The 25,283-nt window shown below is 60.0% G+C and carries 24 protein-coding genes; 15 read left to right on the plus strand and 9 right to left on the minus strand.

Annotated elements, in window-relative coordinates:
* Positions 1-51: 51 nt before the first annotated feature.
* Together AU074_RS32445 and AU074_RS32450 are read right to left on the minus strand one after the other, a co-directional pair.
* Positions 52-909, minus strand: a complete 858-nt coding sequence (locus AU074_RS32445; protein WP_076018175.1) for a M15 family metallopeptidase — start codon at positions 907-909, stop codon at positions 52-54.
* 113 nt (positions 910-1,022) lie between these two features.
* A complete protein-coding gene (locus AU074_RS32450) occupies positions 1,023-2,960 on the minus strand; it encodes an ATP-dependent DNA helicase RecQ (protein ID WP_076018176.1) in 1,938 nt (645 codons plus the stop codon).
* A 208-nt stretch (positions 2,961-3,168) separates the two neighbouring features.
* Here AU074_RS32450 and AU074_RS32455 point away from each other — a divergent pair, with 208 nt between their 5' ends.
* The 4 genes from AU074_RS32455 to AU074_RS32470 all read left to right on the plus strand — a co-directional run bounded on the left by AU074_RS32455 (position 3,169) and on the right by AU074_RS32470 (position 5,463).
* Positions 3,169-3,339 (plus strand): YhfG family protein, encoded by a 171-nt coding sequence (locus tag AU074_RS32455; RefSeq protein ID WP_076018177.1) that lies wholly within the window; start codon positions 3,169-3,171, stop codon positions 3,337-3,339.
* A complete protein-coding gene (locus AU074_RS32460; protein WP_076018178.1) occupies positions 3,339-3,932 on the plus strand; it encodes a putative adenosine monophosphate-protein transferase Fic in 594 nt (197 codons plus the stop codon). Before AU074_RS32455 ends, AU074_RS32460 begins: the two co-directional genes overlap by 1 nt.
* Before the next feature lie 204 nt (positions 3,933-4,136).
* Entirely contained in the window at positions 4,137-4,490 is a 354-nt protein-coding gene (locus AU074_RS32465) for a DUF1493 family protein (protein ID WP_076018179.1), read from the plus strand.
* Positions 4,491-4,611: 121 nt separating this feature from the next.
* A complete protein-coding gene (locus AU074_RS32470) occupies positions 4,612-5,463 on the plus strand; it encodes a DMT family transporter (protein WP_076018180.1) in 852 nt (283 codons plus the stop codon).
* Between the two features lie 57 nt (positions 5,464-5,520).
* On the opposite strand, the gene AU074_RS32475 is transcribed toward AU074_RS32470, so the two are convergent.
* Together AU074_RS32475 and hslO are read right to left on the minus strand one after the other, a co-directional pair.
* A complete protein-coding gene (locus AU074_RS32475; RefSeq protein WP_076018181.1) occupies positions 5,521-7,062 on the minus strand; it encodes a phosphoenolpyruvate carboxykinase in 1,542 nt (513 codons plus the stop codon).
* Positions 7,063-7,241: 179 nt separating this feature from the next.
* A complete protein-coding gene (gene hslO / locus AU074_RS32480) occupies positions 7,242-8,144 on the minus strand; it encodes an Hsp33 family molecular chaperone HslO (RefSeq protein WP_076018182.1) in 903 nt (300 codons plus the stop codon).
* Positions 8,145-8,269: 125 nt separating this feature from the next.
* Between hslO and AU074_RS32485 the strand changes: the two genes are divergently transcribed.
* Entirely contained in the window at positions 8,270-9,070 is an 801-nt protein-coding gene (locus tag AU074_RS32485) for a phosphatase PAP2 family protein (protein WP_076018183.1), read from the plus strand.
* A gap of 41 nt (positions 9,071-9,111) precedes the next feature.
* Here AU074_RS32485 and AU074_RS32490 read toward each other — a convergent pair whose 3' ends face one another.
* Positions 9,112-9,519, minus strand: a complete 408-nt coding sequence (locus AU074_RS32490; protein ID WP_017478112.1) for an RNA-binding S4 domain-containing protein — start codon at positions 9,517-9,519, stop codon at positions 9,112-9,114.
* 116 nt (positions 9,520-9,635) lie between these two features.
* On the opposite strand from AU074_RS32490, the gene AU074_RS32495 reads away from it, so the two are divergent.
* Genes AU074_RS32495 through rimK form a run of 3 tightly spaced genes read left to right on the plus strand, consistent with a single transcriptional unit; the run spans position 9,636 to position 11,816 of the window.
* Positions 9,636-10,415, plus strand: a complete 780-nt coding sequence (locus tag AU074_RS32495; protein WP_076018184.1) for an EAL domain-containing protein — start codon at positions 9,636-9,638, stop codon at positions 10,413-10,415.
* Between the two features lie 34 nt (positions 10,416-10,449).
* Complete coding sequence (locus AU074_RS32500) at positions 10,450-10,914, plus strand: ATP-dependent zinc protease (protein ID WP_017478110.1); 465 nt, start codon at positions 10,450-10,452, stop codon at positions 10,912-10,914.
* A complete protein-coding gene (rimK, locus tag AU074_RS32505; RefSeq protein WP_010214091.1) occupies positions 10,911-11,816 on the plus strand; it encodes a 30S ribosomal protein S6--L-glutamate ligase in 906 nt (301 codons plus the stop codon). The genes AU074_RS32500 and rimK overlap by 4 nt, the downstream gene beginning before the upstream one ends.
* Before the next feature lie 124 nt (positions 11,817-11,940).
* Here rimK and AU074_RS32510 read toward each other — a convergent pair whose 3' ends face one another.
* Positions 11,941-13,254, minus strand: coding sequence for an ATP-binding protein (locus tag AU074_RS32510; RefSeq protein WP_003213176.1), 1,314 nt, complete (start codon positions 13,252-13,254; stop codon positions 11,941-11,943).
* A gap of 116 nt (positions 13,255-13,370) precedes the next feature.
* Positions 13,371-14,111 carry a two-component system response regulator OmpR gene (ompR, locus tag AU074_RS32515; RefSeq protein ID WP_003213175.1) on the minus strand — a complete coding sequence of 247 codons (741 nt, stop codon included), beginning with the start codon at positions 14,109-14,111 and terminating at the stop codon, positions 13,371-13,373.
* 357 nt (positions 14,112-14,468) lie between these two features.
* Between ompR and AU074_RS32520 the strand changes: the two genes are divergently transcribed.
* From AU074_RS32520 to tauD, 7 genes are all read left to right on the plus strand, one after another.
* On the plus strand, positions 14,469-16,793 hold the full coding sequence (locus AU074_RS32520; RefSeq protein WP_076018185.1) for a Tex family protein: 2,325 nt from the start codon (positions 14,469-14,471) through the stop codon (positions 16,791-16,793).
* The gene (locus AU074_RS32525) at positions 16,793-17,176 is read left to right on the plus strand and encodes a PaaI family thioesterase (RefSeq protein WP_008435797.1); all 384 of its coding nucleotides are present in this window, start codon (positions 16,793-16,795) and stop codon (positions 17,174-17,176) included. Before AU074_RS32520 ends, AU074_RS32525 begins: the two co-directional genes overlap by 1 nt.
* Before the next feature lie 214 nt (positions 17,177-17,390).
* Positions 17,391-18,974: a glutamate--cysteine ligase gene (gshA, locus tag AU074_RS32530; protein WP_076018186.1), complete on the plus strand. Its 1,584-nt coding sequence runs from the start codon at positions 17,391-17,393 to the stop codon at positions 18,972-18,974.
* 212 nt (positions 18,975-19,186) lie between these two features.
* Positions 19,187-20,164, plus strand: coding sequence for a taurine ABC transporter substrate-binding protein (gene tauA / locus AU074_RS32535; RefSeq protein WP_003213167.1), 978 nt, complete (start codon positions 19,187-19,189; stop codon positions 20,162-20,164).
* A gap of 18 nt (positions 20,165-20,182) precedes the next feature.
* Positions 20,183-20,962: a taurine ABC transporter ATP-binding subunit gene (gene tauB / locus AU074_RS32540; protein ID WP_076018187.1), complete on the plus strand. Its 780-nt coding sequence runs from the start codon at positions 20,183-20,185 to the stop codon at positions 20,960-20,962.
* Positions 20,959-21,789, plus strand: a complete 831-nt coding sequence (gene tauC / locus AU074_RS32545) for a taurine ABC transporter permease TauC (protein ID WP_076018188.1) — start codon at positions 20,959-20,961, stop codon at positions 21,787-21,789. Before tauB ends, tauC begins: the two co-directional genes overlap by 4 nt.
* Before the next feature lie 21 nt (positions 21,790-21,810).
* Positions 21,811-22,647, plus strand: a complete 837-nt coding sequence (gene tauD / locus AU074_RS32550; RefSeq protein WP_076018189.1) for a taurine dioxygenase — start codon at positions 21,811-21,813, stop codon at positions 22,645-22,647.
* 147 nt (positions 22,648-22,794) lie between these two features.
* On the opposite strand, the gene mgrA is transcribed toward tauD, so the two are convergent.
* A complete protein-coding gene (gene mgrA, locus AU074_RS32555; RefSeq protein WP_003211877.1) occupies positions 22,795-23,832 on the minus strand; it encodes an L-glyceraldehyde 3-phosphate reductase in 1,038 nt (345 codons plus the stop codon).
* Between the two features lie 109 nt (positions 23,833-23,941).
* Entirely contained in the window at positions 23,942-25,270 is a 1,329-nt protein-coding gene (locus AU074_RS32560) for an OprD family outer membrane porin (RefSeq protein WP_083676749.1), read from the minus strand.
* Positions 25,271-25,283: the final 13 nt, after the last annotated feature.

Here is a 25,283-nt window from a genome sequence, read left to right on the forward strand (position 1 = left end):
CCGGGTAAGAAGAGGCTATCTTGATACTGGGTTCAAGCCCTACCCGCAAGCCTAGGTTGGGCTTTGCTCAACCGTTTCGTGGACACACCCCATACGCTTGAGAGCTTGATCCGTCTCAACCGAATGCTGCAGGCACTGGCGGTAAGCAGCGATATACGCCTCGATTGCAGCACTGGCCTGCTGCGGCGTGACCCGTGCCAGGTACTCCACGAACGAACGCCGGCCAATCTGGAAGTGCTGGTAGTCCAGTGGAAAATCCCAATAGCCGCCCCATGTCAAAAAGCCGTGGTCGGCAAACAGGTCAATCACCTCCTCTGCCCGGCCAGGACGCGCAGGCTTGCCAGGGCGAGCATCCAGGCGGTTAACGGCAGTCACAGTACTCGCCTTGGGCTCAACGGTGGCCTGCCCGGTGAATTCACCTCCCGGGCTACGCCGGAATAGCACAAACGGGTTTTGCAGCGGATTTAGATCAATTGCAGCACCGTAGGCATGCAGCGACCACCCCAAAGCCCCACTGATCTGCCGCCCGTTAAAACCACTGGTATTGTTGCGGGCCATCGACACCTTGTCATTGCCTCGATAGGTTTCCAGTGTGACCGCCTGGTTCACCGGAAACCGGCGCTGCAGCAACTGATTGAAGATCTCCTCCACATGGGGGGCGATGACATCCAGCACCACAAGTTGCCCGTTGTTATGCAGCACTCCGTCAAAGTCCACATAGCTGAACGTGACTCGTGCGAGGCGTGCACAGGGCAGCGGGTTGGAGGTGGTGATGGTGTTGCGAAGCTGCATTCGCCGACAGTCATTGACGCTCAACGGTGTGACGGACGCCATCGTACTTTGGGCGACCAGCATCCCGACGAACAGTACGGCTCCGTGGACAACACCACGAGAAAAACCAATAGTCATGGGCAGTTCCTTTGCAGAAGAAGTGGAGCATCAAACCTTCTCACCTGCGGGCAAAGCCTAGCTGTCGGCGGCGTCTGCCAATGGGTGGGAAATCACGACCCCAGGCCCGGAAATCAGAGCGCTTCCAAACCCGCCTCTGCCCACTCACGCACCTCAGCGTAGGAATACTCCTCCAGCACAGCAAAACCTGGAATCCCTTTCGCCTTCAATTTGGTAAACAAAGGCACGCTGATCCCGCCCAGAAACCGCGTCAAACGCTCAGCGCCCGGCAGGTGGCCGTTGTATTCATGATGCCTGTGGATAAATTCACCGCACAGTGCCAGGAAGTTTTTATCCACAAGCGGCGGCAAGCTCGGCGGCGCCGGCAAGTGGGCGACGTTGCCGTGGCACACCGAGCAGTGCCCGCACTGCCGGGGCGCGTTTTCATCCCCGAAGTAGTGCGCCAGGCGGTAACCCAGGCACTCCTCCGTCGCGAACAGATCCAGCATGGCGTGAATCCGCGCCACCTCCGTCACCTCATGCTGCTTGAAGCCTGTGTATAACTCCGTGCTCAGTACCTGTGGATCAAAGTCGGTATTCAGCAGGGCGTAGACCTCGGTCATCTGCTTGCTTTCCATCTCGATCAGGCCCTGCTCCTGGAAATAATCCAGGGCCTTCACCACACGATTGCGCTCGGCCTGATGCTGTTGATACAGCGCGTCGAAATCCACCGTCGCCCAGGTTTTTGCCCTTTTACAGACCTGGATGATCGCCGCGACAAACTGCTGCCGCTCACCGGAAAAGCGCGCCAGTAGTGCTTCAGGTTCAATCAGATACTTGAAGCGGTATTCGGCATAAAACGCATAGCGCGGCGCGATCACACCTTTGAGTTCAAGCTGCACCAGCAACGTCTTGAGCGGTAGCTCGCGGATGTTGCTGAGGTCCGAAAGTGAGCGGAGTAGAAACTCCCATTGCCCATCACCACGAGCGGCCTGTATTTCTTCCAGGACGCGGCGAATACCTTCCTGTTCCGGGGTGTCGCCGTACACAAAGTTTTCCAGGATATTCAGGCTGTCGCGGTTGGCCAAAACCAGACAGTCAGATGGCTGCCCGTCACGCCCGGCACGGCCGATTTCCTGGCTGTAGTTCTCGATGGATTTGGGCAGGTCGAAATGCACGACGTTACGGATATCGCTCTTGTCGATGCCCATGCCGAAGGCGATGGTAGCGACGATGCAATTGGATTGGCCGCCCATGAACCGCTTCTGAATGCCCTCGCGTTTATCGTGGGCCAAGCCCGCGTGATAAGCCTCGGCCTGGATGCCGTTGCGATTCAAATGCTCGGCAATGTGTTCAGCGGTTTTCTGCAGGGTGACGTAGACGATGCTCGGCTGATTGGCCCGCTCCTTCATCCATTCCACCAGGCGTCGGCGCTTGTCCTGGCCGCTGACCGGCTCCACCAGCAGGTTGAGGTTGGAGCGGTAGAAGCCGGTGGTGATCACATCGTCCGGTGCAATGGCGAACTTGGCCTGCATGTCAGCGATCACCTTGGGCGTCGCCGTGGCTGTCAACAGCAGCGCCTGGGGGATCCGGAACTCGCGCTGGTAGTCCGGCAGCTTCAAGTAGTCCGGACGGAAGTTATGGCCCCACTCGGAAATACAGTGGGCTTCGTCCACCACCAGCAGCGAGATCGGCACGCTTTGCAGGAAGTTGCGGAACCGCTCGTTCTTCAGGCGCTCCACGGAAACCATCAGGATTTTCAGCTCACCCGAACGCGCCCGAGCCATGACGTCATTGGCGTCATCGCGGCTCTGGGCCGAATCGATACTGCCTGCCGAGATACCGTGGCGCTGCAAGAAACCCAACTGGTCCTGCATCAACGCCAACAGCGGCGACACCACCAGCGTCAGGTGCGGGAGCAAGACGGCGGAAAGTTGATAGCACAAGGACTTGCCGGAACCGGTGGGGAAAATCGCCGCCGCCGAACGGCCGGCCAGCACGGCACTGATCGCCGCCTCCTGGCCCAAACGAAACTGTGGATAACCAAAGACCTGTTGGAGGGTGTTGTGCATAAGCTGTCACTCCATTGACCGCTGAACGAGCCCAAAACATAGACCAGCGCACTCAGCGAATCGAGAAAGGTCGCAATGAAAAAAGAGACAGGATGATACACAGCCTGGGCAATGGAGTAGGTACCAGTAGGAAACGTCCAACCTTAAGCAGGACGCATCTCGAAACCCATTGCGCTACAATCAACGCTTGCCATAAGAGGACGCTGTAATGAGCGAACTGACGTTTGAGCAAAAGCAGGATCACTACGACAAGATCCGCCGTTCCAACTACCTGGCCAGCCTGCGCCTGGAAGGGTTCGACACCCAGCCCGCCGATGTCGACAAACCCCTGCCGACCCGCGAAGCCGTCCTCGCCAAGTACCGCAACACCCCACGCTGATGCTCGACAAATATGGCGTGGGCCAGGACCCGTACTGCTACCCCGGTAGCAGCGTCCTGCGCAACCGCCTCGATTTGTTCGACGAAGAACGCCTGCACCAGGCCGAGCGGGAACTGTCTGAAATTGCCGTAGGCAGCCTTCCGCTGTATCCCCCGCCCTACGACCTTGAACGCCTGCAACACATCCACCGCACCCTGTTCGGGGACATCTACGAATGGGCCGGGGAACTGCGTACAGTCAACATCCAGAAAGGCGACACGCTGTTCTGCACGCCGGAGCGTATTCCCCCCGAGGCGGCCAAGATCATCCACCACATGGCGCAGGCTAACTGGTTTGTCGGGGTGACGCAGGCCGAGTTGGTGACGCAAATCGCCGAAGCTTATGGCGACCTCAACGTGATCCACCCGTTTCGCGAAGGGAACGGCCGGGCGCAGCGGATTCTGTTCGAACAGATCATCGTCAATGCAGGGTTTTCAGTGAATTGGTGGTTGGTGAAGAACGCGGCGTGGATACCGGCGAATATCGATGCGGTGGCGTGTGATTACCGGGGATTGGAGGCGATTTTTGAGCGGTGTATCAGTACCCCGCGCTAACCCTGATCGCTCCCTACGCGCGGGAACGATCTGAACGAATGTGGAGCTGGCTTGCCTGCGATAGCGGTGTGTCAGACAACACTGCTGCCACTGACACACCGCTATCGCGGGCAAGCCCGGCTCCCACATTTGACCAGTTTCGTTTGAAGGATCGCGGCACCATCGATAAAGTCAGTCGCCTCCACCAACTCTCGCGTAACCACCATGAACCTGGCCCCCAACTTTCCCGAAGACCTTGCCATGCAGCAGCTCCTGCAACTGCTGCATGAAGAAATTGGCTTGCCTGAACATAAGACGCTGCGCCTTGAAACCGCCATCAACCTCGACCTGGACTGCGACGGCGCTGAGGCCAATCAATTGATGGAAGCGCTGGAGCAAGGCTTCGCTGTCGACTTGAACGACTACGACGCTTATCGTTACTTCCAACCTCCCGTATTCGACGTCTTCCTGAAGAACAGAGCCAAAGGCCGCGGCGACAAACTTCCGCTGACCATCGGCATGCTTTACCTGGCTATCAAGGCCCAACGCTGGGACACGCAAACCCTGGAAAACCTGTAGGAGCGAGCTTGCTCGCGAAAAATCTGAGAGCGCCGCATCAAACCTGGAAGCCCGCGTTATCGTTAACGACCTTCGCGAGCAAGCTCGCCCCTACAACTAAGGACCTTACATGGACGTACTAATGGGCCTGCTGGCCGCCCTGCTTTGGGGTGGCACGGACTTCCTCGTGGGCCTCAACGCCCGAGCCGTCGGCGTCAAACGCGCGGTGTACTTCGGCCAGGCCCTGGGCTTCCTGATCATGACCCTGCTGCTGGTCATATTCCCGGCCTTCCTCGTCAAATCCCTAGCAGCACCCTTGAGTGTCTGGCTCCTGGGCGCCGCAGCAGCCCTGCTGACCGTCTCCGGCGCCCTCGCACTGTCCAAGGCCTTCGCCCTTGGGAAAGCGGCCATCGTCGCGCCTCTGGTGACGTCCTACGGCGTGGTGACTACTTTGCTGTCATGGGCCAGCGGCGAACACATCAGCCTGATCCAACTCGGCTGCATCGCCTTGTGCGTGGTCGGGGTGATCCTCTCCAGCATCCACAAGGACAACGGGGTCCCTCACAACAGCTCCACTCGCTCGATCGCCTACGCGATGCTCGCGGCACTTCTTTACGGCACCAGCTTCTGGATGCAAGGCCGCTACACGCTGCCGACACTCGGCCCGGTCACGATGCTTTGGCTTGGTTATCTAGTCGGTTTGTGTGTACTGGTGCTGATGGTGCTTAAAGTCAAAGACGGCCTGAAAATCCCACCGCTGAAAAACTGCGCAACGCTGACCGGCGCGAGCCTGATGAACCTCGGCGGGTTTTCGGCGTTCTCGTGGGGCGCAATGGCTGGGTCGGTTTCGGTAGTGACCGTGATCAGTACCTTGTCCGGCGGGATCGCCGCGATTCTGGGGTTTGTATTTTTCAAGGAACGACTGTCGGCAGTGCAAGTTACCGGTGTTGTGCTGGTGTTGGTCGGAGCCGTCGTTTTGCACCTCGTCGACTAATCCCTCGCCCACAAAAAAGCCGCCCACAAAGGGCGGCCTTTTCACAACGGCCGAATCTTACAACTTCGGACCCGCAGCCTTGATCGCATCGCTCACTTCAAACTTCTTGAAGTTCTCAATGAACAGACCCGCCAGCGCCTTCGCCGCTTCATCATAAGCAGCTTTGTCAGCCCAGGTGTTACGTGGGTTCAACAGGCCGGTATCAACACCCGGCACAGCCAACGGCACGTCCAGATTGATGGTGTCGAGGTGTTCGGTCTCGGCACCAATCAACGCACCGCTCTGGATTGCTGCAATCACGCCACGGGTAGTCGGGATGTTGAAGCGCTTGCCAACGCCGTAGCCACCGCCGGTCCAGCCGGTGTTGACCAGGTAGACCTTGGAGCCGAAGCCGCGGATGCGCTTGATCAGCAGCTCTGCGTATTCGCCGGCCGGGCGCGGGAAGAACGGTGCGCCGAAGCAGGTGGAGAAGGTCGACTTGATGCCGGAGCCCGAGCCCATTTCGGTCGAGCCGACCAGTGCGGTGTAGCCGGACAGGAAGTGGTAGGCCGCTTGTTCTTCGCTGAGGATCGAGACTGGCGGCAGTACGCCGGTCAGGTCGCAGGTCAGGAAGATCACAGCGTTTGGCTCGCCACCGAGGTTTTGCTCGGAGCGCTTGGCAACGTGTTCCAGCGGGTAGGCGGCGCGGCTGTTCTGGGTCAGGCTGACGTCAGCGTAGTCGGCGTGCTTGGCGTCGTCGATCACGACGTTTTCCAGCACAGCGCCGTGCTTGATGGCTTTCCAGATAACCGGCTCGTTCTTCTCGGACAGGTCGATGCACTTGGCATAGCAACCGCCTTCGATGTTGAACACAACACCTTCGCCCCAGCCGTGTTCGTCGTCACCAATCAGGTAACGGCTTTCGTCGGCGGACAGGGTGGTTTTACCCGTGCCGGACAGGCCGAAGAACAAGGTCACGTCGCCTGCTTCGCCGATGTTGGCTGCGCAGTGCATCGGCAGTACATCGGAGGCTGGCAGCAGGAAGTTCTGCACCGAGAACATGGCTTTTTTCATCTCACCGGCGTAACGCATGCCAGCGATCAACACTTTTTTCTGGGCGAAGTTGAGGATCACGCAACCGTCGGAGTTGGTGCCGTCACGCTCTGGCACGCATTCGAAGTTGGCCACGTTGAGCACTTGCCACTCTTCACGACCGGCCGGGTTGTACTGGGCCGGGTTGATGAACAGGCAACGACCGAACAGGTTCTGCCAGGCAGTCTGGGTGGTCATTTTCACGGCCAGGTAGTGGTCTTCTGCAGCCCCTACGTGAACGTGGGAAACGAAATGCTCTTGCGCGTTGTTGAATGCCTCGACGCGAGCCCACAGGGCATCGAACTTGTCGGCCGGGAACTTGCGGTTGATCGGGCCCCAGGCAATGGCAGCCTGGGTGGAAGGCTCTTCAACGATGAAGCGGTCGACCGGAGAACGGCCGGTACGATGACCGGTTTCTACGACCAGCGCGCCAGTATCGGCAAGCACGCCTTCACCTCGCTGCAGGGCTTCTTTGACCAGATCGTCAACACTCAGGTCAGTGTATACGGCGTTATTGGCTTGCGTCATGAGGTTCCCCGTCGGCCTATGGCCGAGTGCTCCAAACGTTTTGTAGTAGAAAGTTGCGCACTACTACCGCGAAAAAAGTGGGCCGGATTATGCCAGAAAAGCCCAAAAAGAGTAGGGCCCTCCGGTCAGAACGGCGGAAATCCGGCGTTTGTCAGGTGATTTACCTGTGCTTAAACGTTTTAGTGGCGGGTGCCTGAAGGGGTGTCTACGCCGGCGCCGGCGAATAATTGAGCGATATCGGCGGCGTCGAACAGGTAGCGCTGGTTGCAGAACTGGCAGTCGATCTCGATGTTGCCACCGTGTTCCACCACCAGATCCTGCGCATCTTCCAGGCCCAGGCTGACCAGGGCAGTGGCCGAGCGCTCGCGGGAGCAGCTGCAGTGGAAACGCAACGATTGCACGTCGAACAGGCGTACGGCTTCTTCGTGGTAGAGGCGGTGCAGGATGGTTTCGTTGTCCAGGCCCAGCAGTTCTTCGGTTTTCAACGTGCCGGCCAGGGCGGTGATGTGTGCCCAGCTTTCGGCGCGGTCTTCTTCATCCTTGATGCGGTCGGCCGGCAGTTGTTGCAGCAGCAGGCCACGGGCGCGCTTACCGTCGGCGTTGAGCCAGAAGCGGGTGCCCACTTGCTGGGACATCACGAAATAGTTGGTGAAGCAGTCAGACAGGGTTTCGCCGTCGAGGTCGACAATGCCCTGATAACGCTGGCCGACAGTCGGGTCGACGGTCAGCGCCAGTACGCCGTCAGGCATCAGGTCGGCCAGTGTTGCATCGGCGGCGATCCGATCGGCGTCGTAGCGGGCCAGGCCACGGATTTCGCGGGCGCTGGAGCATTCGATCATCAACAGCGGGATCGGGCCTTCGGAACGGGCCTGCAGGATCAGCAAACCATCGAATTTAAGGGTGCCTACCAGCAGCGAGGCAGCCGCCATCAATTCGCCGAGCAATTGCGCAACCGGCTCCGGATAGGGGTGCTTGGCAAGGACTTCGGCGTAGCTGCGCTCCAGGGCGACCAGTTCGCCGCGGGCGTCGCTGTCGTCGAAGATGAAGCGTTGGGTGAAGTCGGTATCCGGTAGATCAGTCATAGGTCTGGGTATCTGAATTGATGACAAAAAGATGACAACGTTTATAGAATTACACGCTTTAGCACCGTTTTGGTGCGGCCTTCTACGGAAAAACGAAGCGCTTTAAAGCAAAGAGGAAACAGTTTATGAACAATCCGGGTTTGTTCCAAGCCAAGTGGAACCTCGGGCGATTGGCCCTGTGCAATTTATTCGCTGTGGGGCTGCTGTGTTTTTGGCTCTGGCCAGCGGGCCAGGCGCTCTGTGTGGTTTTCGACGAGTGGCTGTTTCATCTGCTTAACGACCCCTTGGCAAGCAGCTCGGCGTGGCTGCATGTGTGGGCGGTAGCCAGTTTGCGACCGTTTGACGCGGTGGTCGCGGTGATTCTGCTCGCACTGTTGATCCGCGGCGACTGGGTGTTCAAGGCGATGCAGGTGCGCCAGGCGTTTTTCGGATTCCTGGGCATTCTGCTGCTGTTGCTGTTTATCCGCATGCTGTTTTCCAAACTCGCGGCCCAGATGGGCTGGCAACACCATAGCCCGTCGATGGTGATCAGCGGGGCGATTCAGATGAGCGACTATTTCCCGGGCCTTGAGAAGACGTGGGAATTGAAGGACCGCTCCAGCCAGAGTTTCCCGGGGGATCACGCGTCGGTGTTGTTGATCTGGGGGATGTTTATGACGGTGTTTGCCAAACGGATCAGCCAGATTGTGGTGATTTGGGGGCTGGCGCTGCTGTTCATGATGCCGCGGCTGGTGGCCGGCGCGCATTGGGGGCAGGACGATTACATCGGCGGAGTGTTGCTGGCGCTGTTGGCGTTGGGTTGGGGTTACTACACGCCGTTTGCGGCGAAGTTTTCCGGGGGATTGGTGCGAGTGACGACGCCGCTGCTGGATTGGTTTCAGCGGGTACCGTTGGTCAATCGCTTGAGCGTTATCCGCAGCGTTTGAGTTGAAGTTGCAGGAGCCGCCTGGCTCCTGCGGTTTTCCGGTTAATCATCATTGCCACTGCCGCGAAACTTGAACAGGTCGCGCCGCTGTTTCTTGCTCGGCTTGCCGTCAGTGGTCATGCCCAAGGAGCCAGCCTTGCGCATGGCCGCCGCGTTTTCGCGCTTGGCGATGCTGGCTTCGGTTTCGGTATACAACGCCTGCGCCTCGGGAGCGCCTTTTCGCACAATTGAAAGCGCCTGGACCACGACGGTTCGCTCATCAAAACCGGCACGAATCTGGAACTCATCGCCAATGCGCGGCTCCTTGCCGGGCTTGCAACGCTCACCGCGCCAATGCACCTTGCCACTCTCGATCGCCGCCTTGGCCAAGGCGCGGGTCTTGAAGAACCGTGCCGCCCACAACCACTTGTCCAAACGGACTTTTTCTTCTTCTTCCTGCTTCTGAGCCACTTGAATTCCTCGCTCTGAAAAATGTCGCAACTTTAACGTTGAACCCCTTCAACGCATAAACCCTTGAGCTCACCTAAGATACGCCAGGTAGCATCCTGTTTTCGCGAGGTTAACGCGTGACCGACTTTCCCATTTCACTCACCTCGCCCAAACAAGGCTGTGCGGGTTGCCAGCAAAGCGAACCGCTGGGCTTTGAGTTTGCCTTTGCGTATCAGCCTATCGTGGACCTGCGGGTCCAGTCGATTTTTGCCCATGAAGCCTTGGTGCGCGGCGTGAATGGTGAGGGCGCGCTGTCGGTGCTGGATCAGGTCAACGACAGCAATCGCTACCGTTTCGACCAGCAATGCCGCACCAAGGCGATCGCCACCGCCTCGACACTGGACATGCAGACCTACCTTTCAATCAACTTCATGCCCAACGCCGTCTACCGGCCAGAGCTGTGCATTCGCAGCACGCTGGAAGCGGCCCGTGAGCATAATTTTCCGCTGGATCGGCTGATTTTCGAAACACTGGAAAGCGAGCACGTAGATAACTATCGCCATTTGACGAATATTCTGCGTGAATACCGCGAATTCGGCTTCAAGACCGCCATCGACGATTTCGGTGCGGGGTATTCGGGGCTGAATCTGCTGGCTGATTTCCAACCCGACTTGATCAAACTCGACATGGCACTGATCCGCGATGTCGACAGTGATTGTGTCCGTCAGGTGATCGTCCGGGGGATTGTCACAATCTGTGAGCAGTTGGGCGTTACTGTCATCGCCGAGGGCATCGAAAGTGCCGGTGAGCGGGACTTTCTCGCCGACTGCGGAATATTCCTGATGCAAGGCTACTGGTTCGCCAAGCCTGCATTCAAAGCCCTGGCCGAGGTATCACCCGACGCCTGGGCGAATTAATTGCTGGTTATTCATATTGAAGACATTTGACCATTTGACCGTTGTGGGTCTGCGTGAGTGGGTGGCACTTCCCGACCTGGGAGTGGCTGGCCTGCGCGCCAAGATCGACACCGGCGCCAGTACCTCAAGCCTGCATGCCACCGAAATCGAGCCGTTTGAGCGCGACGGTGCAAAGTGGGTACGCTTTACCGCGCACCTGGGCAGCGTGGTGCAGCTGCGTCACCGGCGCTGTGAAGCGCCGCTGGTGGCGATGAAAACCATTAAAAGCTCCAACGGCCAAGCCCAGGTGCGATACGTGATCAGCACCACCCTGGCCCTGGGCGATCGGGTATGGCGGGTAGAATTCACCCTCGCCTGCCGCAAAGCGATGCGGTATCGCCTGTTGCTGGGTTCCAAGGCGCTGATTGACGGCCAACTGGTGGTCAACCCCGGCCTCAAATACGTTCAAGACAAGCCGGTGTTCCCGGTCTCTACTACCTCTGCCACAGGTGTTGCATGAAGATCGCTGTGCTGTCGCGTAACCCGCGTCTGTATTCCACCCGTCGTCTGGTCGAGGCCGGCACCGAACGTGGCCATGAGATGGTTGTGATCGATACGTTGCGCGCCTATATGAACATTGCCAGTCATAAGCCGCAGATCCACTACCGGGGCAAACCGCTGGAAGGCTTCGATGCGGTGATCCCGCGTATCGGTGCTTCGGTGACGTTCTATGGCTGCGCAGTACTGCGCCAGTTTGAAATGATGGGGGTGTTCCCCCTGAATGAATCCGTGGCCATCGCCCGTTCGCGGGACAAGCTGCGCTCGCTGCAGCTGCTGTCGCGCCGTGGCATTGGTTTGCCGGTGACCGGGTTTGCGCACTCCCCGGATGACATTCCCGACCTGATCGACATGGTCAATGGCGCGCCGCTGGTGATCAAGGTGCTGGAAGGCACCCAGGGCATCGGCGTGGTGCTGTGTGAAACCGCGACAGCGGCCGAGTCAGTGATCGAGGCGTTCATGGGCCTCAAGCAGAACATCATGGTGCAGGAGTACATCAAGGAAGCCGGCGGTGCAGATATCCGCTGCTTCGTGGTGGGCGACAAGGTGATTGCAGCGATGAAGCGCCAGGCCAAGCCGGGTGAGTTTCGCTCCAACCTGCACCGTGGCGGCAGCGCCAGCCTGATCAAGATCACCCCGGAAGAACGCATGACGGCCCTGCGGGCGGCCAAGGTCATGGGGTTGAGTGTGGCGGGCGTGGATATCTTGCGTTCCAACCACGGGCCGCTGGTGATGGAGGTGAACTCCTCACCAGGTCTGGAAGGAATTGAAACCACCACCGGCAAGGACGTGGCGGGGATCATCATTCAGCATCTGGAGAAGAATGGTGGGCCGAATATGACGCGCACCAAGGGCAAGGGTTGAATACACCCGACCTATAAAGCGCCGCAAAACCAGTGTGGGAGCGGGCTTGCTCGCGAAGGCGGTGGATCAGTCGACATTTCTATGGACTGAACCACCGCCTTCGCGAGCAAGCCCGCTCCCACATTTAGACCGCGTCCCTGGGCAACATCAGCCCCAGCGGCAAACGCACTCGCGCTTCCAGGCCGCCGTCCGGCCGGTTGCGCAACTCAACATTGCCGCCATGCATCGAAGCAATCCGTCGCACAATCGCCAGCCCCAGGCCCGTACCTTTGCCACCCCGGGCACGATCGCCACGGGTGAACGGGTTGAAGATGCCCTCCAGCTCTGCCGGATCGATCCCGGCGCCACGGTCCATGACACTCAGCACCACGTAAGGAGCACTGGTATCCCCGGAGACATAGGCCGCCACTTCCACATCGGAACCGGCGTGATGCAGGGCGTTGCCAATCAGGTTGTTCAGCAGGCGTTTCATCGATACCCGACGCAACGCGAACGGCTGGATCGGCTCCAGGCGCATGCGCACCTGCTCGCCGTTCTGGTTGTAGGGCGCCACCACCTCACGTACCAGGTCCGTCAGGTCGACTTCTTCCACTACCTCGTCGCGACCGTCGCGGATAAACGCGAGGAACTGGTCGAGAATCGCGTCCATGTCCTCGATATCGCGGACCATGTCGTCGGTAAGGTCGGTGTGGTTGCCCATCAGTTCCAGGGAAAGCCGCAAACGCGTCAATGGCGTGCGCAGGTCATGGGACACCCCCGCCAGCATCAGCTCGCGCTCGCGCCCCGCCTGTTCGACATCCTCGGCCATCTGGTTGAACGCGCTGTACACCTCGGTCATTTCACTCGGCGTGTCGCTGATGGGCAGCCGCACGCTACGTCCCTGACCGAGCTGGCGTGCAGCAAACACCAGGCGCTTGAGCGGCTGGTTGAGCTGGCGCACGAAAATCCAGGCAGACGCGGTGGAAAGCAAACCAATTGCCAGGAACCAGCCCAGCACGTTCCAGATCTTCTGCCCCCGCAGTGGGTGCGGGTACAGCGGTACTTTCAGCCAGTCCTCGCCCAGGCTCGGGGCCCGCACCCACAGCGCCGGCGATACATGCATGCGCAGCCGTACCTCGGTGTCTTCACCCAGTTCGGCCTGCATCTGTCTTTGGTAGATTTCACTGTAGGGCCAATGTTGCTCGCCCTCGGGCACGCCCGCGCCTGCGACCCGGACCAGGGTGGCAGCCTTGGCGATCTTCTCGCGGTTCTCGGGGTCTGCGGCCCAATAGGCGCGCAAGGTCAGGGCGACACCGTGGCTGTACTGCCGGTCCACCAGCACGTCTTCGTTCATCAACAGATAAACCAGTGTCAGGGCCTTGGAAAACAGTACGACGATGAGCACCAGCCAAAGGGTGCGTGAGAAAAAACTTTGGGGGAACCACAACGGGGTTTTCATAAAAGACAGCTAGACACCTTGCAGGAGCGAGCGAGGCTCGCAGAATTGCAAACGCCGGGCAACCGGCTGACTCTTATCGAGTCAACACCGGCAAGCCCGCTTCTGCAAATCATCGGTCACTTGGTTGCAGTGCCATCCGGCACAAACACGTAACCCACGCCCCACACCGTCTGGATATAACGCGGCTTGGATGGATCGGGTTCGATCATCCGGCGCAGACGGGATATCTGTACGTCGATGGAGCGCTCCAGGGCGTCCCACTCGCGGCCACGGGCCAGGTTCATCAGCTTGTCACGGGTCAGCGGCTGGCGAGCGTTCATCACCAGTGCCTTGAGCACGGCGAATTCGCCGGTGGTCAGCATGTGCACTTCATCGCCACGCTTGAGCTCACGGGTGGCCAGCGACAGCTCGTAGTCACCGAAGGTCACGCTTTCGTCTTCGCTGCCTGGGGCACCCGGTACCGGGGCGGCCTGGCGACGCAGTACGGCCTTGACCCGCGCCATTAGCTCATCCGGGTTGAACGGCTTGGCCAGGTAATCGTCAGCGCCCAGTTCCAGGCCCTTGATACGGCTCAGCTCATCGCCCTTGGCGGTCAGCATGATGATCGGGATCTGATTGTTGGCGCCGCGCAGGCGTTTGCAGGCGGTCAGGCCGTCTTCGCCGGGCAGCATCAGGTCCAGAACCACCAGGTTGAAGACTTCACGTCCCAACAGGCGGTCCATCTGTTCGGTGTTTGGCACCGCGCGTGCGCGATAGCCCTTGGAGTTGAAGAAACGCTCCAGCAGGCTGCTTAGCCCCGGATCGTCATCAACGATGAGAATTTTTTCGCCTTCAGCAGTTTGTGCAGTGCTGCTCATTAGATGCTCCTCTTATCTCGGCGCGCATTATGGCGTAGCTGCCGTTATACGCACCGTGTGCATTGTTAGCAGATTTTTCCTCTACCGCCAGCTAACCCGCGCCCTACAACCTTGGCCGCAATCCCCCCAAGGGCGGAACGCTGGTTATAATGCGGCGCCTTTGTGCAGGGCAACGTCAGTTCGTTACCGTTTACTGCCAGGGGATTTTTTTCACCCGCTTGTAGTGATTTTTTCGATTTCGAGGGTCAATAGGCTGCCTCTTGACCCAGGCAGCGGCGCCAGTCGGGCCGCTCAACCAGCCTCGCAAGCCTTGTTTTCCGGGCCTGCGAGCCTGCTTTCAGAATTTCAGGTGGTTTTATGGACAGCATCAACAGCCGCATCGCCGAGGAACTCGGTGTACGCCCACAACAGGTCGAAGCGGCCGTCGCTCTACTGGATGAAGGCTCCACAGTGCCCTTCATCGCCCGTTACCGTAAAGAAGTCACCGGCAGCCTCGATGATATCCAGTTGCGGCATCTGGAAGAGCGCCTGCGCTACCTGCGAGAACTCGACGAACGGCGTATCAGCATCCTCGCCAGCATCGAAGAGCAAGGCAAGCTGACCCCGCAACTGGAACGCGACATCAAGCTCGCCGACACCAAGACCCGCCTCGAAGACTTGTACCTGCCGTACAAACAGAAGCGTCGCACCAAGGGCCAGATCGCCCTGGAAGCCGGCCTCGGCGAGTTGGCCGACGGTCTGTTCAACGATCCGTCCCTGGCTCCGGAAAGCGAAGCTGCACGTTTTATCGATGCCGAAAAAGGCGTCGCCGACGTCAAGGCTGCCCTCGAAGGCGCCAAGTACATCCTCATGGAACGCTTCGCCGAAGACGCCAACCTGCTGGAAAAACTGCGCAACTACCTGAAGCAGGAAGCCACCCTCAGTGCCCGCGTGATCGCCGGCAAGGAAGAGGAAGGCGCCAAGTTCCGCGATTACTTCGAACACGACGAGCCGCTGAAAAGCATGCCGTCCCACCGCGCCCTCGCGATTTTCCGCGGTCGCAACGAAGGCATCCTGAGCTCCGCGCTGAAAGTCGGCGACGAGCTGCCAGGCACCATGCACCCGTGCGAAGGCATGATCGGTCAACAATTCGGCATCCAGAATCAGAATCGTCCTGCGGACAAGTGGCTCAGTGAAGTCGTGCGCTGGACCTGGAAGGTCAAGCTCTACACCCACCTGGAAACCGACCTGCTGGGCGAGCTGCGCGACGGCGCCGAGACCGAAGCCATCAGCGTTTTCGCCCACAACCTGCACGACCTGCTGCTGGCCGCTCCAGCCGGCCCGCGTGCCACCCTGGGCCTCGACCCGGGCCTGCGTACCGGCTGCAAGGTTGCCGTGGTCGACGCCACCGGCAAGATGCTCGACCACGCCACGGTTTACCCGCATGTGCCGCACAACAAGTGGGACCAGACCATCGCGATCCTCGCCGCCCTGTGCGCCAAGCACTCGGTGGACCTGATCGCCATCGGCAACGGCACCGCCAGCCGCGAAACCGACAAGCTGGCTGCCGAGCTGATCAAAAAATACCCAGGCATGCAGATGACCAAGGTAATGGTCTCCGAGGCCGGCGCCTCGGTGTATTCCGCGTCTGAGCTGGCTTCCAAGGAATTCCCGGACCTCGACGTGTCGATCCGTGGCGCAGTATCCATCGCTCGCCGCCTGCAAGATCCACTGGCCGAACTGGTGAAGATCGATCCGAAATCCATCGGCGTCGGCCAGTACCAGCACGACGTGTCGCAGCTGAAACTGGCACGCGGCCTGGATGCGGTAGTGGAAGACTGCGTGAACAAGGTCGGCGTGGATGTGAATACCGCCTCCGTTGCGCTGTTGGCCCGGATCTCCGGCCTCAACGCCACCCTGGCACAAAACATCGTGACCCACCGCGACGAAAACGGTGCGTTCAAGACCCGTGCAGCGCTGAAAAAGGTCGCACGCCTTGGCGAAAAAACCTTCGAACAAGCCGCCGGCTTCCTGCGCGTCATGAACGGTGACAACCCGCTGGACTCCTCGGCCGTCCACCCGGAAGCCTACCCGCTGGTGCAACGCATTGCCGCTGAAACCGACCGCGACATCCGCTCGCTGATCGGCGACGCCGCGTTCCTCAAGCGCCTGGACCCGAAAAAGTACACCGACGAAACCTTCGGCGTACCGACCATCACCGACATCCTGCAAGAGCTGGAAAAACCTGGCCGCGACCCGCGTCCCGAGTTCAAGACCGCCGAGTTCCAGGAAGGCGTCGAAGACCTCAAGGACCTGCAACTGGGGATGATCCTCGAGGGCGTAGTCACCAACGTGACCAACTTCGGCGCGTTTGTGGATATCGGCGTGCATCAGGACGGTTTGGTGCACATCTCTGCACTTTCGGAGAAGTTCATCAAGGACCCGCGCGAAGCGGTGAAAGCCGGTGACGTGGTCAAGGTCAAGGTCATGGAAGTCGACATCCCGCGCAAACGCGTCGGCCTGTCGATGCGCATGAGCGACACCCCGGGCGAAAAAATCGACGGTGCCCGTGGCGCACGCCCTGGCTCGGCGCCACGCCAGTCCCAAGGCAGCGCACCCCGCAAGGAAACCGCTGCGCCAGCCCCGGCCAATAACGCCATGGCTTCGCTGTTCGCCAATGCCAAACAACTGAAGAAACGTTAATGGAACTGCCAGCCGGTTTGACCCACAGCGCTTTCAGCGAACTCATTGGCTGCCGCCTGCAACGCCTGGAAACCGGTGTTGCCGAGGTGGCCATGACCCTGGAACCGCAACTGCGCAACCGCGCTGGCAAGCTCCATGGCGGGGCGATCTTCAGCCTGGTGGACATTGCCATGGGGCTGGCCTGTTCCAGCTCCCATGGTTTCGACCAGCAAAGCGCGACCATCGAATGCAAGATCAACTACATCCGCGCCGTTTCCGACGGCGACGTGCTATGCACTGCCCGGGTGATTCACCCCGGTCGGCGCACGCTGGTGGTCGAGGCGGACGTGTACCAGGACGAAAAACTGGTCGCAAAAGCACAAGGCACCTTCGCTGTCCTATAGCTCCCTGTCATCGATTTGAGTTAATTTCGGCGCTGCGAAAGTTGCGCCGAACTTTTCCTCGTGCGCGATAGCCAGACTCAGGGACGAAGGCGGCTCTTTCAGAGTGGGTCAATCCGGCTCAAAAACCAGGCGATAACGCCAGTTTCCACTTCACCCTTGTAGACCGTCCTGCCCACCCCCATATTGGGGCGACTGACGCGTGAAGGAATCCAACTTGAGCGAACTTCTCAACCGCCGCCTGGCCCTGCTCGGCAAGCACGAACACCTCTCTTTGCTCGAGCAATGCCTGCACGGCATCGAGCGTGAATGCCTGCGCGTCACCGGTGAAGGCCGACTGGCACAAACGCCGCACCCCGAGGCCTTGGGCGCTGCACTGACCCACGAACAAATCACCACCGACTATTCCGAGTCGCTGCTTGAGTTCATCACCCCGGCGTTGCCCAACCCGGCCGATACCCTGAGCAGCCTCGACAAGATCCACCGTTTTGCCTACAGCAAGCTCGGCAACGAGTACCTGTGGAGTCCATCGATGCCGTGCCCGTTGCCGGCCGAGGAAGATATTCCGATTGCCTACTACGGCACCTCCAACATCGGACAGCTCAAGTACGTATATCGCAAGGGCCTGGCCCTGCGGTACGGCAAGACCATGCAGTGCATCGCCGGGATCCACTACAACTTCTCCCTGCCGGAAGCGTTGTGGCCGCTGCTCAAGGAAGCCGAAAACTTTGTAGGTACCGACCGCGACTACCAGTCCACGGCTTATATCGCGCTGATCCGTAACTTCCGCCGCTACAGCTGGCTGCTGATGTACCTGTTCGGCGCGTCGCCGGCCCTGGACGCGGGTTTCCTGCGCGGTCGCTCGCACCAGCTGGAAGTGCTGGACGCCGACACTCTGTACCTGCCGTACGCCACCAGCCTGCGCATGAGCGACCTGGGTTACCAGAGCAACGCCCAGGCCGGCCTGACGCCGTGCTACAACGACCTGGCGAGCTACACCGACAGCCTGCGCGAAGCGGTGGCAACGCCCTACGCGCCGTACGTCGAAGTCGGCACCCATAAGGACGGTGAGTGGGTACAGCTCAACACCAACATCCTGCAGATCGAAAACGAGTACTACTCCAACATCCGGCCCAAGCGCGTGACCTACACCGGCGAACGGCCGATCCAGGCGTTGATGGCTCGTGGCATTCAGTACATCGAAGTGCGCTGCCTGGACATCAACCCGTTCCTGCCAATGGGCATCGACTTGCAAGAGTCGCGCTTCCTCGACGCGTTCCTGCTGTATTGCGCCTTGAATGACAGCCCGCTGTTCGCTGATAACGAGTGCGGCAACGCCAGCTCAAACTTCCTCAGCGTGGTCAAGGAAGGTCGCCGTCCGGGCCTGCAATTGCAGCGCCGTGGCGAATCGGTGGACATGAAGGAATGGGCCGCCGAGTTGCTGGAGCAGATTGCTCCGCTGGCAGCCTTGCTGGATCAGAGCCAGGGCATCAATGAACACAGCCAGGCACTGGACGCCCAGTTGGCGAAGGTCAAGGATTCGTCCCTGACCCCGTCGGCCCAGGTGCTGGCGGCGATGAGCGAGCGTAAAGAGAGCTTTGCGCAGTTCTCGCTGCATCAGAGCCAGGTGCACGCCGAACACTTCCGCAGCGAGCCGTTGAAGGCTGAGGAACAGGCGCGCTTTGAAGAGCTGGCGCGTAATTCGCTGGCGCAACAGGCAGAGCTGGAGCAGAACGAAGTGGGCGATTTTGACGTATTTGTCGGGTCGTACCAGGCGAGCATCCTCGCTATCAGTAACTAATCAGTCGCAACCTACTGTAGGAGCGAGCTTGCTCGCGAAAAACCTGAGAACAACGCGTTCACCCAGCCAGCACGCGTTATCGTTGACGTTTTTCGCGAGCAAGCTCGCTCCTACATAATAAGCTAATTCGAAAATGTTATTTATTTTCGGATTCTTAGATCATTTAGTCTTCTCACACGCCGACCTCCGGCCGCCTGATGAGGACTTCCCCCTTGAAACTGCATTTCCCCCTTCGCCTCTTGGCGGCGTTGTCCCTGGCCGGTGCCAGCCTGTTTGCCCAGGCCGCCGATGTGACCATCGCTTACCAGACCACCGTTGACCCGGCGAAAGTCGCCCAGGCCGACGGCGCCTACGAAAAAGCCACCAACGCCAAGATCGACTGGCGCAAATTCGACAATGGTGCCGACATCATCGCCGCCATCGCTTCCGGTGACGTGCAGATCGGCTACCTAGGTTCCAGCCCCCTGACCGCTGCCGTGACCCGCAAGGTCCCGGTGGAAACCTTCCTGATCGCCACCCAGATCGGCGGTGCCGAAGCCTTGGTGGCGCGCAACGGTTCCGGGATCAACAGCCCGCAGGACCTGATCGGCAAGAAAGTCGCCGTGCCGTTCGTTTCCACTGGCCACTACAGCCTGCTGGCCGCACTGAAGCACTGGAACATCGACCCTTCGAAAGTGACCATCCTCAACCTCGCCCCGCCAGCCATCATCGCTGCCTGGAAGCGCGGTGATATCGACGCCACCTACGTATGGGATCCGGCTCTGGGCGTAGCCAAGGAAAACGGCAAAGTGCTGATCACTTCCGGCGAACTGGCCAAATTTGGCGCACCGACTTTCGATGCCTGGATCGTGCGTAAGGATTTCGCCGAGAAGCACCCGGAAATCGTCACGGCCTTTGCCAAAGTTACCCTGGATGCCTACGCCGCTTACCGCAAAGACCCACAAGCCTGGCTGGCGGACAAAGGCAACGTCGACAAACTGGTGAAACTCTCCGGAGCCAAGGCCAGCGATATTCCGCTGCTGCTGCAAGGCAACGTCTACCCGCTGGCGGCTGACCAGGTCACCCTGCTCGGCGCACCGACCACCAAGGCCGTCACCGACACCGCCGCGTTCCTCAAGGAACAGGGCAAGGTCGACGCCGTACTGCCGGATTACGCCCCGTACGTCAGCCCGAAGTTCATCACTAACTGATACCAGGAGTTCACCGCGATGGCCTTGCTACAACTGGAGCGCATCAGCGCACAGTACCCAGGCAGCCCGGAGCCCGTACTGGCCGATATTTCCCTGAGCCTTGGGCCCCAGCAATTGCTGGTAGCCCTCGGCCCTTCCGGCAGTGGCAAGACTTCGCTGTTGAACCTGATTGCCGGTTTTGTCGAACCCAGCGCCGGGCGCATCACCCTTGACGGTGTGCCCGTAAAAGGACCGAGCGCCGAACGCGGCGTGGTGTTCCAGGACGACGCCCTGCTGCCCTGGCAGGACGTGCTGGCCAACGTCGGCTTCGGCCTGGAGTTGGCGGGCGTGTCCAAGGCCAAGCGCGAAATCCGCGCCCGGGAAATGCTCGCCCTGGTGGACCTCGCCGGCTTCGACAGCCGCCGCATCTGGCAACTCTCCGGTGGCCAGAAGCAACGTGTGGGCCTGGCCCGCGCGTTGGCTGCTGACCCGCGCGTACTGCTGATGGACGAACCCTTCGGCGCCCTCGATGCCTTCACCCGCGAACAGATGCAGGAGCTGTTGCTGCAAGTCTGGCGGCGCACAGCCAAGCCGGTGTTCCTGATTACCCACGACATCGAAGAAGCCGTATTCCTCGCCACGGATCTGATTCTGCTGGCGCCCAACCCAGGCCAGATCGTCGAGCGCCTGTGCCTGGACTTCGGCCAGCGCTACGCCGCCGGTGAGTCGGCACGGGCGATCAAGTCCGACCCACGTTTTATCGAAACCCGCGAACACGTGCTGGGCAAGGTGTTCTCCCAACGGCAGGTGTCCGCATGAGCAGCTACGAATTACCGGCGACCCGCACCGCGCAAACTCCGGTGGTGCCGGTACGCCGCAGTCTGAGCACCCGCTGGATCAGCGTGCTGACCCTGGTGACTCTGGTCGCTATCTGGTGGGCCGTGACCGCCAGCGGGCTGATCGAACCGCTGTTCCTGCCACCGCCTTCCGCCGTGCTGCAAAAAGGCTGGCTGCTGGCGACCACTGGCTACATGGACTCCACCCTGTGGCAGCACTTGGGCGCGAGCCTCAAGCGTATCGGCCTGGGCCTCGGCTTTGCCGTGCTGACCGCCGTGCCGGTGGGCATTGCCATCGGCTCCAATCGCATCGCCCGGGGCATTCTGGATCCGCTGATCGAGTTTTACCGCCCGATTCCGCCGCTGGCTTACCTGCCGCTGATCGTGATCTGGTGCGGCATCGGCGAGCTGTCCAAGGTGCTGCTGATCTACCTGGCGATTTTTGCGCCGATCGCCATTGCTACCGCCACCGGCGTGCGCACCGTCGACCCGGCCAAATTGCGCGCCGCGCAGTCATTGGGCGCCACACGGGCACAGCTGATTCGCCACGTAATCCTGCCGAGCGCCCTGCCCGACATCCTCACCGGCGTGCGGATTGGCCTCGGTGTGGGGTGGTCGACGTTGGTGGCCGCCGAGCTGATCGCCGCCACCAGCGGCCTGGGTTTCATGGTGCAGTCTGCGGCGCAGTTTCTGGTCACCGACGTAGTGGTGCTGGGGATTCTGGTAATCGCGCTGATCGCCTTTGCGATGGAAATGGGCTTGCGTGCCCTGCAGCGCAAACTGGTGCCGTGGCATGGCCAGGCACACTAAGAAATTTTCGACGAGAATCCCATGAGCAGCCTGACCGTAACGCCTCTCAGCACCGCCCTTGGCGCCCAGATCAGTGGCGTCGACATTACCCAACCGCTGAACATCGAACAACGCGACGCCATTGAACAGGCGCTGCTCAAGCATTCGGTGCTGTTCTTCCGCAACCAGCCGATCAACCCGCAGCAACAGGCGCGGTTCGCGGCGCATTTCGGCGACCTGCACATTCACCCGATCTACCCCAACGTGCCGGAACAGCCTGAAGTGCTGATCCTCGATACCGCCGTGACCGATGTACGCGATAACGCCATCTGGCACACCGACGTGACCTTCCTGCCCACGCCGGCCCTCGGCGCGGTACTCAGCGCCAAGCTGTTGCCGGAGTTCGGTGGCGATACGTTGTGGGCCAGCGGGATTGCCGCGTATGAGGCGTTATCGGAGCCGTTCAAAAAGTTGTTGGACGGTTTGACCGCGACCCATGATTTCACGCGTTCTTTCCCGCTGGAGCGTTACGGCAATACACCGCAAGACCTGGCGCGCTGGGAAGAAGCCCGGCGCAAGAATCCGCCACTGTCCCATCCGGTGATTCGCACGCACCCGGTGAGCGGGCGTAAATCGCTGTTCGTCAGTGAAGGGTTCACCAGCAAGATCAACGAACTGGAGCCGGCGGAAAGCGAGGCGGTGTTGAAGCTGCTGTTTGCGCACGCGACACGGCCGGAATTCACCATTCGCTGGCGTTGGCAGGAAAATGACGTGGCGTTCTGGGATAACCGCGTGACCCAGCATTACGCGGTGGATGATTACCGGCCGCAACGGCGGGTGATGCACCGGGCGACGATTTTGGGGGATGTGCCGTTCTAGCAGGCACACCACAAATCAAATGTGGGAGCGGGCTTGCTCGCGAAGGCGGTGGATCAGTCGACATATACAGTGACTGACACTCCGCTTTCGCGAGCAAGCCCGCTCCCACATTTGGTTGGGGATGATTCAGGAGTTGGGGACTACCGCTTACTCAGCGGTAGACGGCTTTTCCCACAAGTTAATCCCGCCTTCCTGGGCAAACCGATCAATCTCCGCCAGCTCTTGCGCGCTGAAGCTCAAATTCTGCAACGCCCCGACGTTTTCAATGATCTGCTCCGGCCGGCTCGCGCCGATCAGGGCACTGGTGACCCGCGGATCACGCAACGTCCACGCCAACGCCATCTGCGCCAGGCTCTGGCCACGACGCTTGGCAATTTCATTCAGCGCACGGGCGTGGGCGATGTTGGCCTCGGACAAATGCTTGGCCTGCAACGAACCACCACCCGGGCGATTCACCCGCGCATCCGCCGGTACGCCGTTGAGGTATTTGTCGGTCAACAGTCCCTGGGCCAATGGCGTGAACGCAATCACCCCGGCACCGAGTTCTTCGGTGACGTCCAGCAGGTCTTTTTCCACCCAGCGATTGAGCAGGTTGTAGGCCGGCTGATGGATCAGCAGTGGCACTTTCCACTCTTGAAGCAGTGCTGCAATTTCCCGGGTTTTCACGCCGGAATAGGACGAAATCCCGATGTACAACGCCTTGCCCTGTTGTACGGCGGTGGCCAGTGCGCTGGCGGTTTCTTCCAGTGGGGTGTCGGCATCAAAACGGTGGGAGTAGAAGATGTCCACGTAGTCGACGCCCAGGCGTTGCAGGCTCTGGTCGAGGCTCGCCAGTACGTACTTGCGCGAACCGCCGCCCTGGCCGTAAGGGCCTGGCCACATGTCCCAACCCGCCTTGCTGGAGATGATCAGTTCATCGCGGTAATGCTTGAAATCTTCCCGCAGCAAACGGCCGAAGTTGATCTCGGCGCTGCCGTACGGAGGGCCGTAGTTGTTGGCCAGGTCGAAGTGGTTGATACCCAGGTCGAACGCCGTACGCAGGAGCGCGCGCTGGGTGTCAATCGGGGTGCTGTCGCCAAAGTTGTGCCACAGCCCCAGGGACAGTGCCGGCAGCACCAGTCCGCTGCGACCTACGCGGCGATAAGGAATAGATTCATAGCGGTTTTCGGCAGCAATGTAAGTCATCGAATCCTCTCTTGGACTTGGGGCAAATAAGGCCCGGGAATAAGCATATTCCCGGGCCTTTTAAGCAGCTGAATCGCTTAAGTCTGCCTTTCCCTTTTACAGCAAAGTCCTACCAAAGTGGAACGACATAGCTCACATACAGGCGGTTTTCATCTTGCACGGTGGCGCCAGTAATATCCGGGCTGGCGTGGGCATTTCGCCACGTCACGCCGAGGCCTTTGAGGGTGCCGGTGGGCACTTGGTAAGCCACCGTGACGTTACGTTCCCATTCGCTGGTGGTGCCCTGGGTGGTGCGGATGTCATCACCGTGTGCGTAGGACGTGGCGAACGTCAGGCCATTGAGGCCGAGCTTGCCGAAGTCATATTTGTACTGTGCCAGCCAGGTGCGTTCGCCGGCGTGCTGGAACTTGTTCAGTTGCATGTTGGTGAGTGCCGGGGTGTCGGCGCCCGAGCCCGGGCCCTGGTTGCTGGCACCGCTGTTCAGGCCGGAATCCAGGTACGGGAAGTCGCTGTCGCCGCTGTTTTTCTGGATGCCCAGGCCGACGGTATGGCCGTCCAGGCTGTAGCTTTCCAACAGGCTGACGGTGGACTGGTTGATGCGACCCTTGGAGGTGCCGTCGCCATAAAGACCGGCTGCGGAATAGTCCTTGTCGCCATCGGCGTTTGCACCCACACCCAGGCTGCGATACAGGCGCACGTCGGTGTCGATCGCACCCACAGGCAAGGCGTCATGGCGCTTGGCACCGAGGAAGAACTGCTGGTAGTAATCCTCGAGGTTCGAGTACCACAGGCTGACGGTGGTGTCCGGCAAACCTTTGTAGTCCGCACCGCCGTACAAGAAACGATCGCTCTCTTTGGTGCCGCCGGCGGTGATCATGCCTTGGTCGCCGGTTTCGTTGCGGATCTTGGTCTTGAGGATGTCACCGGCGGTGAAGGTGAAGTCGGTCAAGTCCTTGGAAACCAACTGCACGCCAGTGTTGGTCTGCTGGTACAAGCGGCCGTCGGTGTTGGCCAGTACCGGGTTGTTGCCGTAGAGCGTACCGACGCGCAATTCATCCTGGGCGAAGCGCATCTTGAAGGTCGGGCTGAGCACGCCGAACTGGTCGGCGGATTTACCGTCATCCAGCGGGAACATGCTGCCGGGGTAACGGCCCTGGTGATCCTTGTCATTGAGGTCGCCACCGGAATCCAGTTTCAAGCCGTAGAACGCCTGCAAGTCCAAGCCAAAGCCCACTGGGCCATCGGTGTAGCCGGACTTGAAGTTGAACTCAAAACCCTGGCCCCAATCACGGATGCTATGGGCCTTGTTATTGCTGTTCACCACATCGCGCCCCTGCTGATTGAGGTAGCGGTTGAGCAGGGTCACGTCGGCGTGGCTGTCATCGATAAAATCGGCGTGGGCGGACAGCATAAAGCTCGCCATGGCGGCACCCACCATGGGGCTCAATAAC

The organism is Pseudomonas sp. ATCC PTA-122608, from assembly GCF_001952855.1.
Lineage (GTDB): Bacteria > Pseudomonadota > Gammaproteobacteria > Pseudomonadales > Pseudomonadaceae > Aquipseudomonas.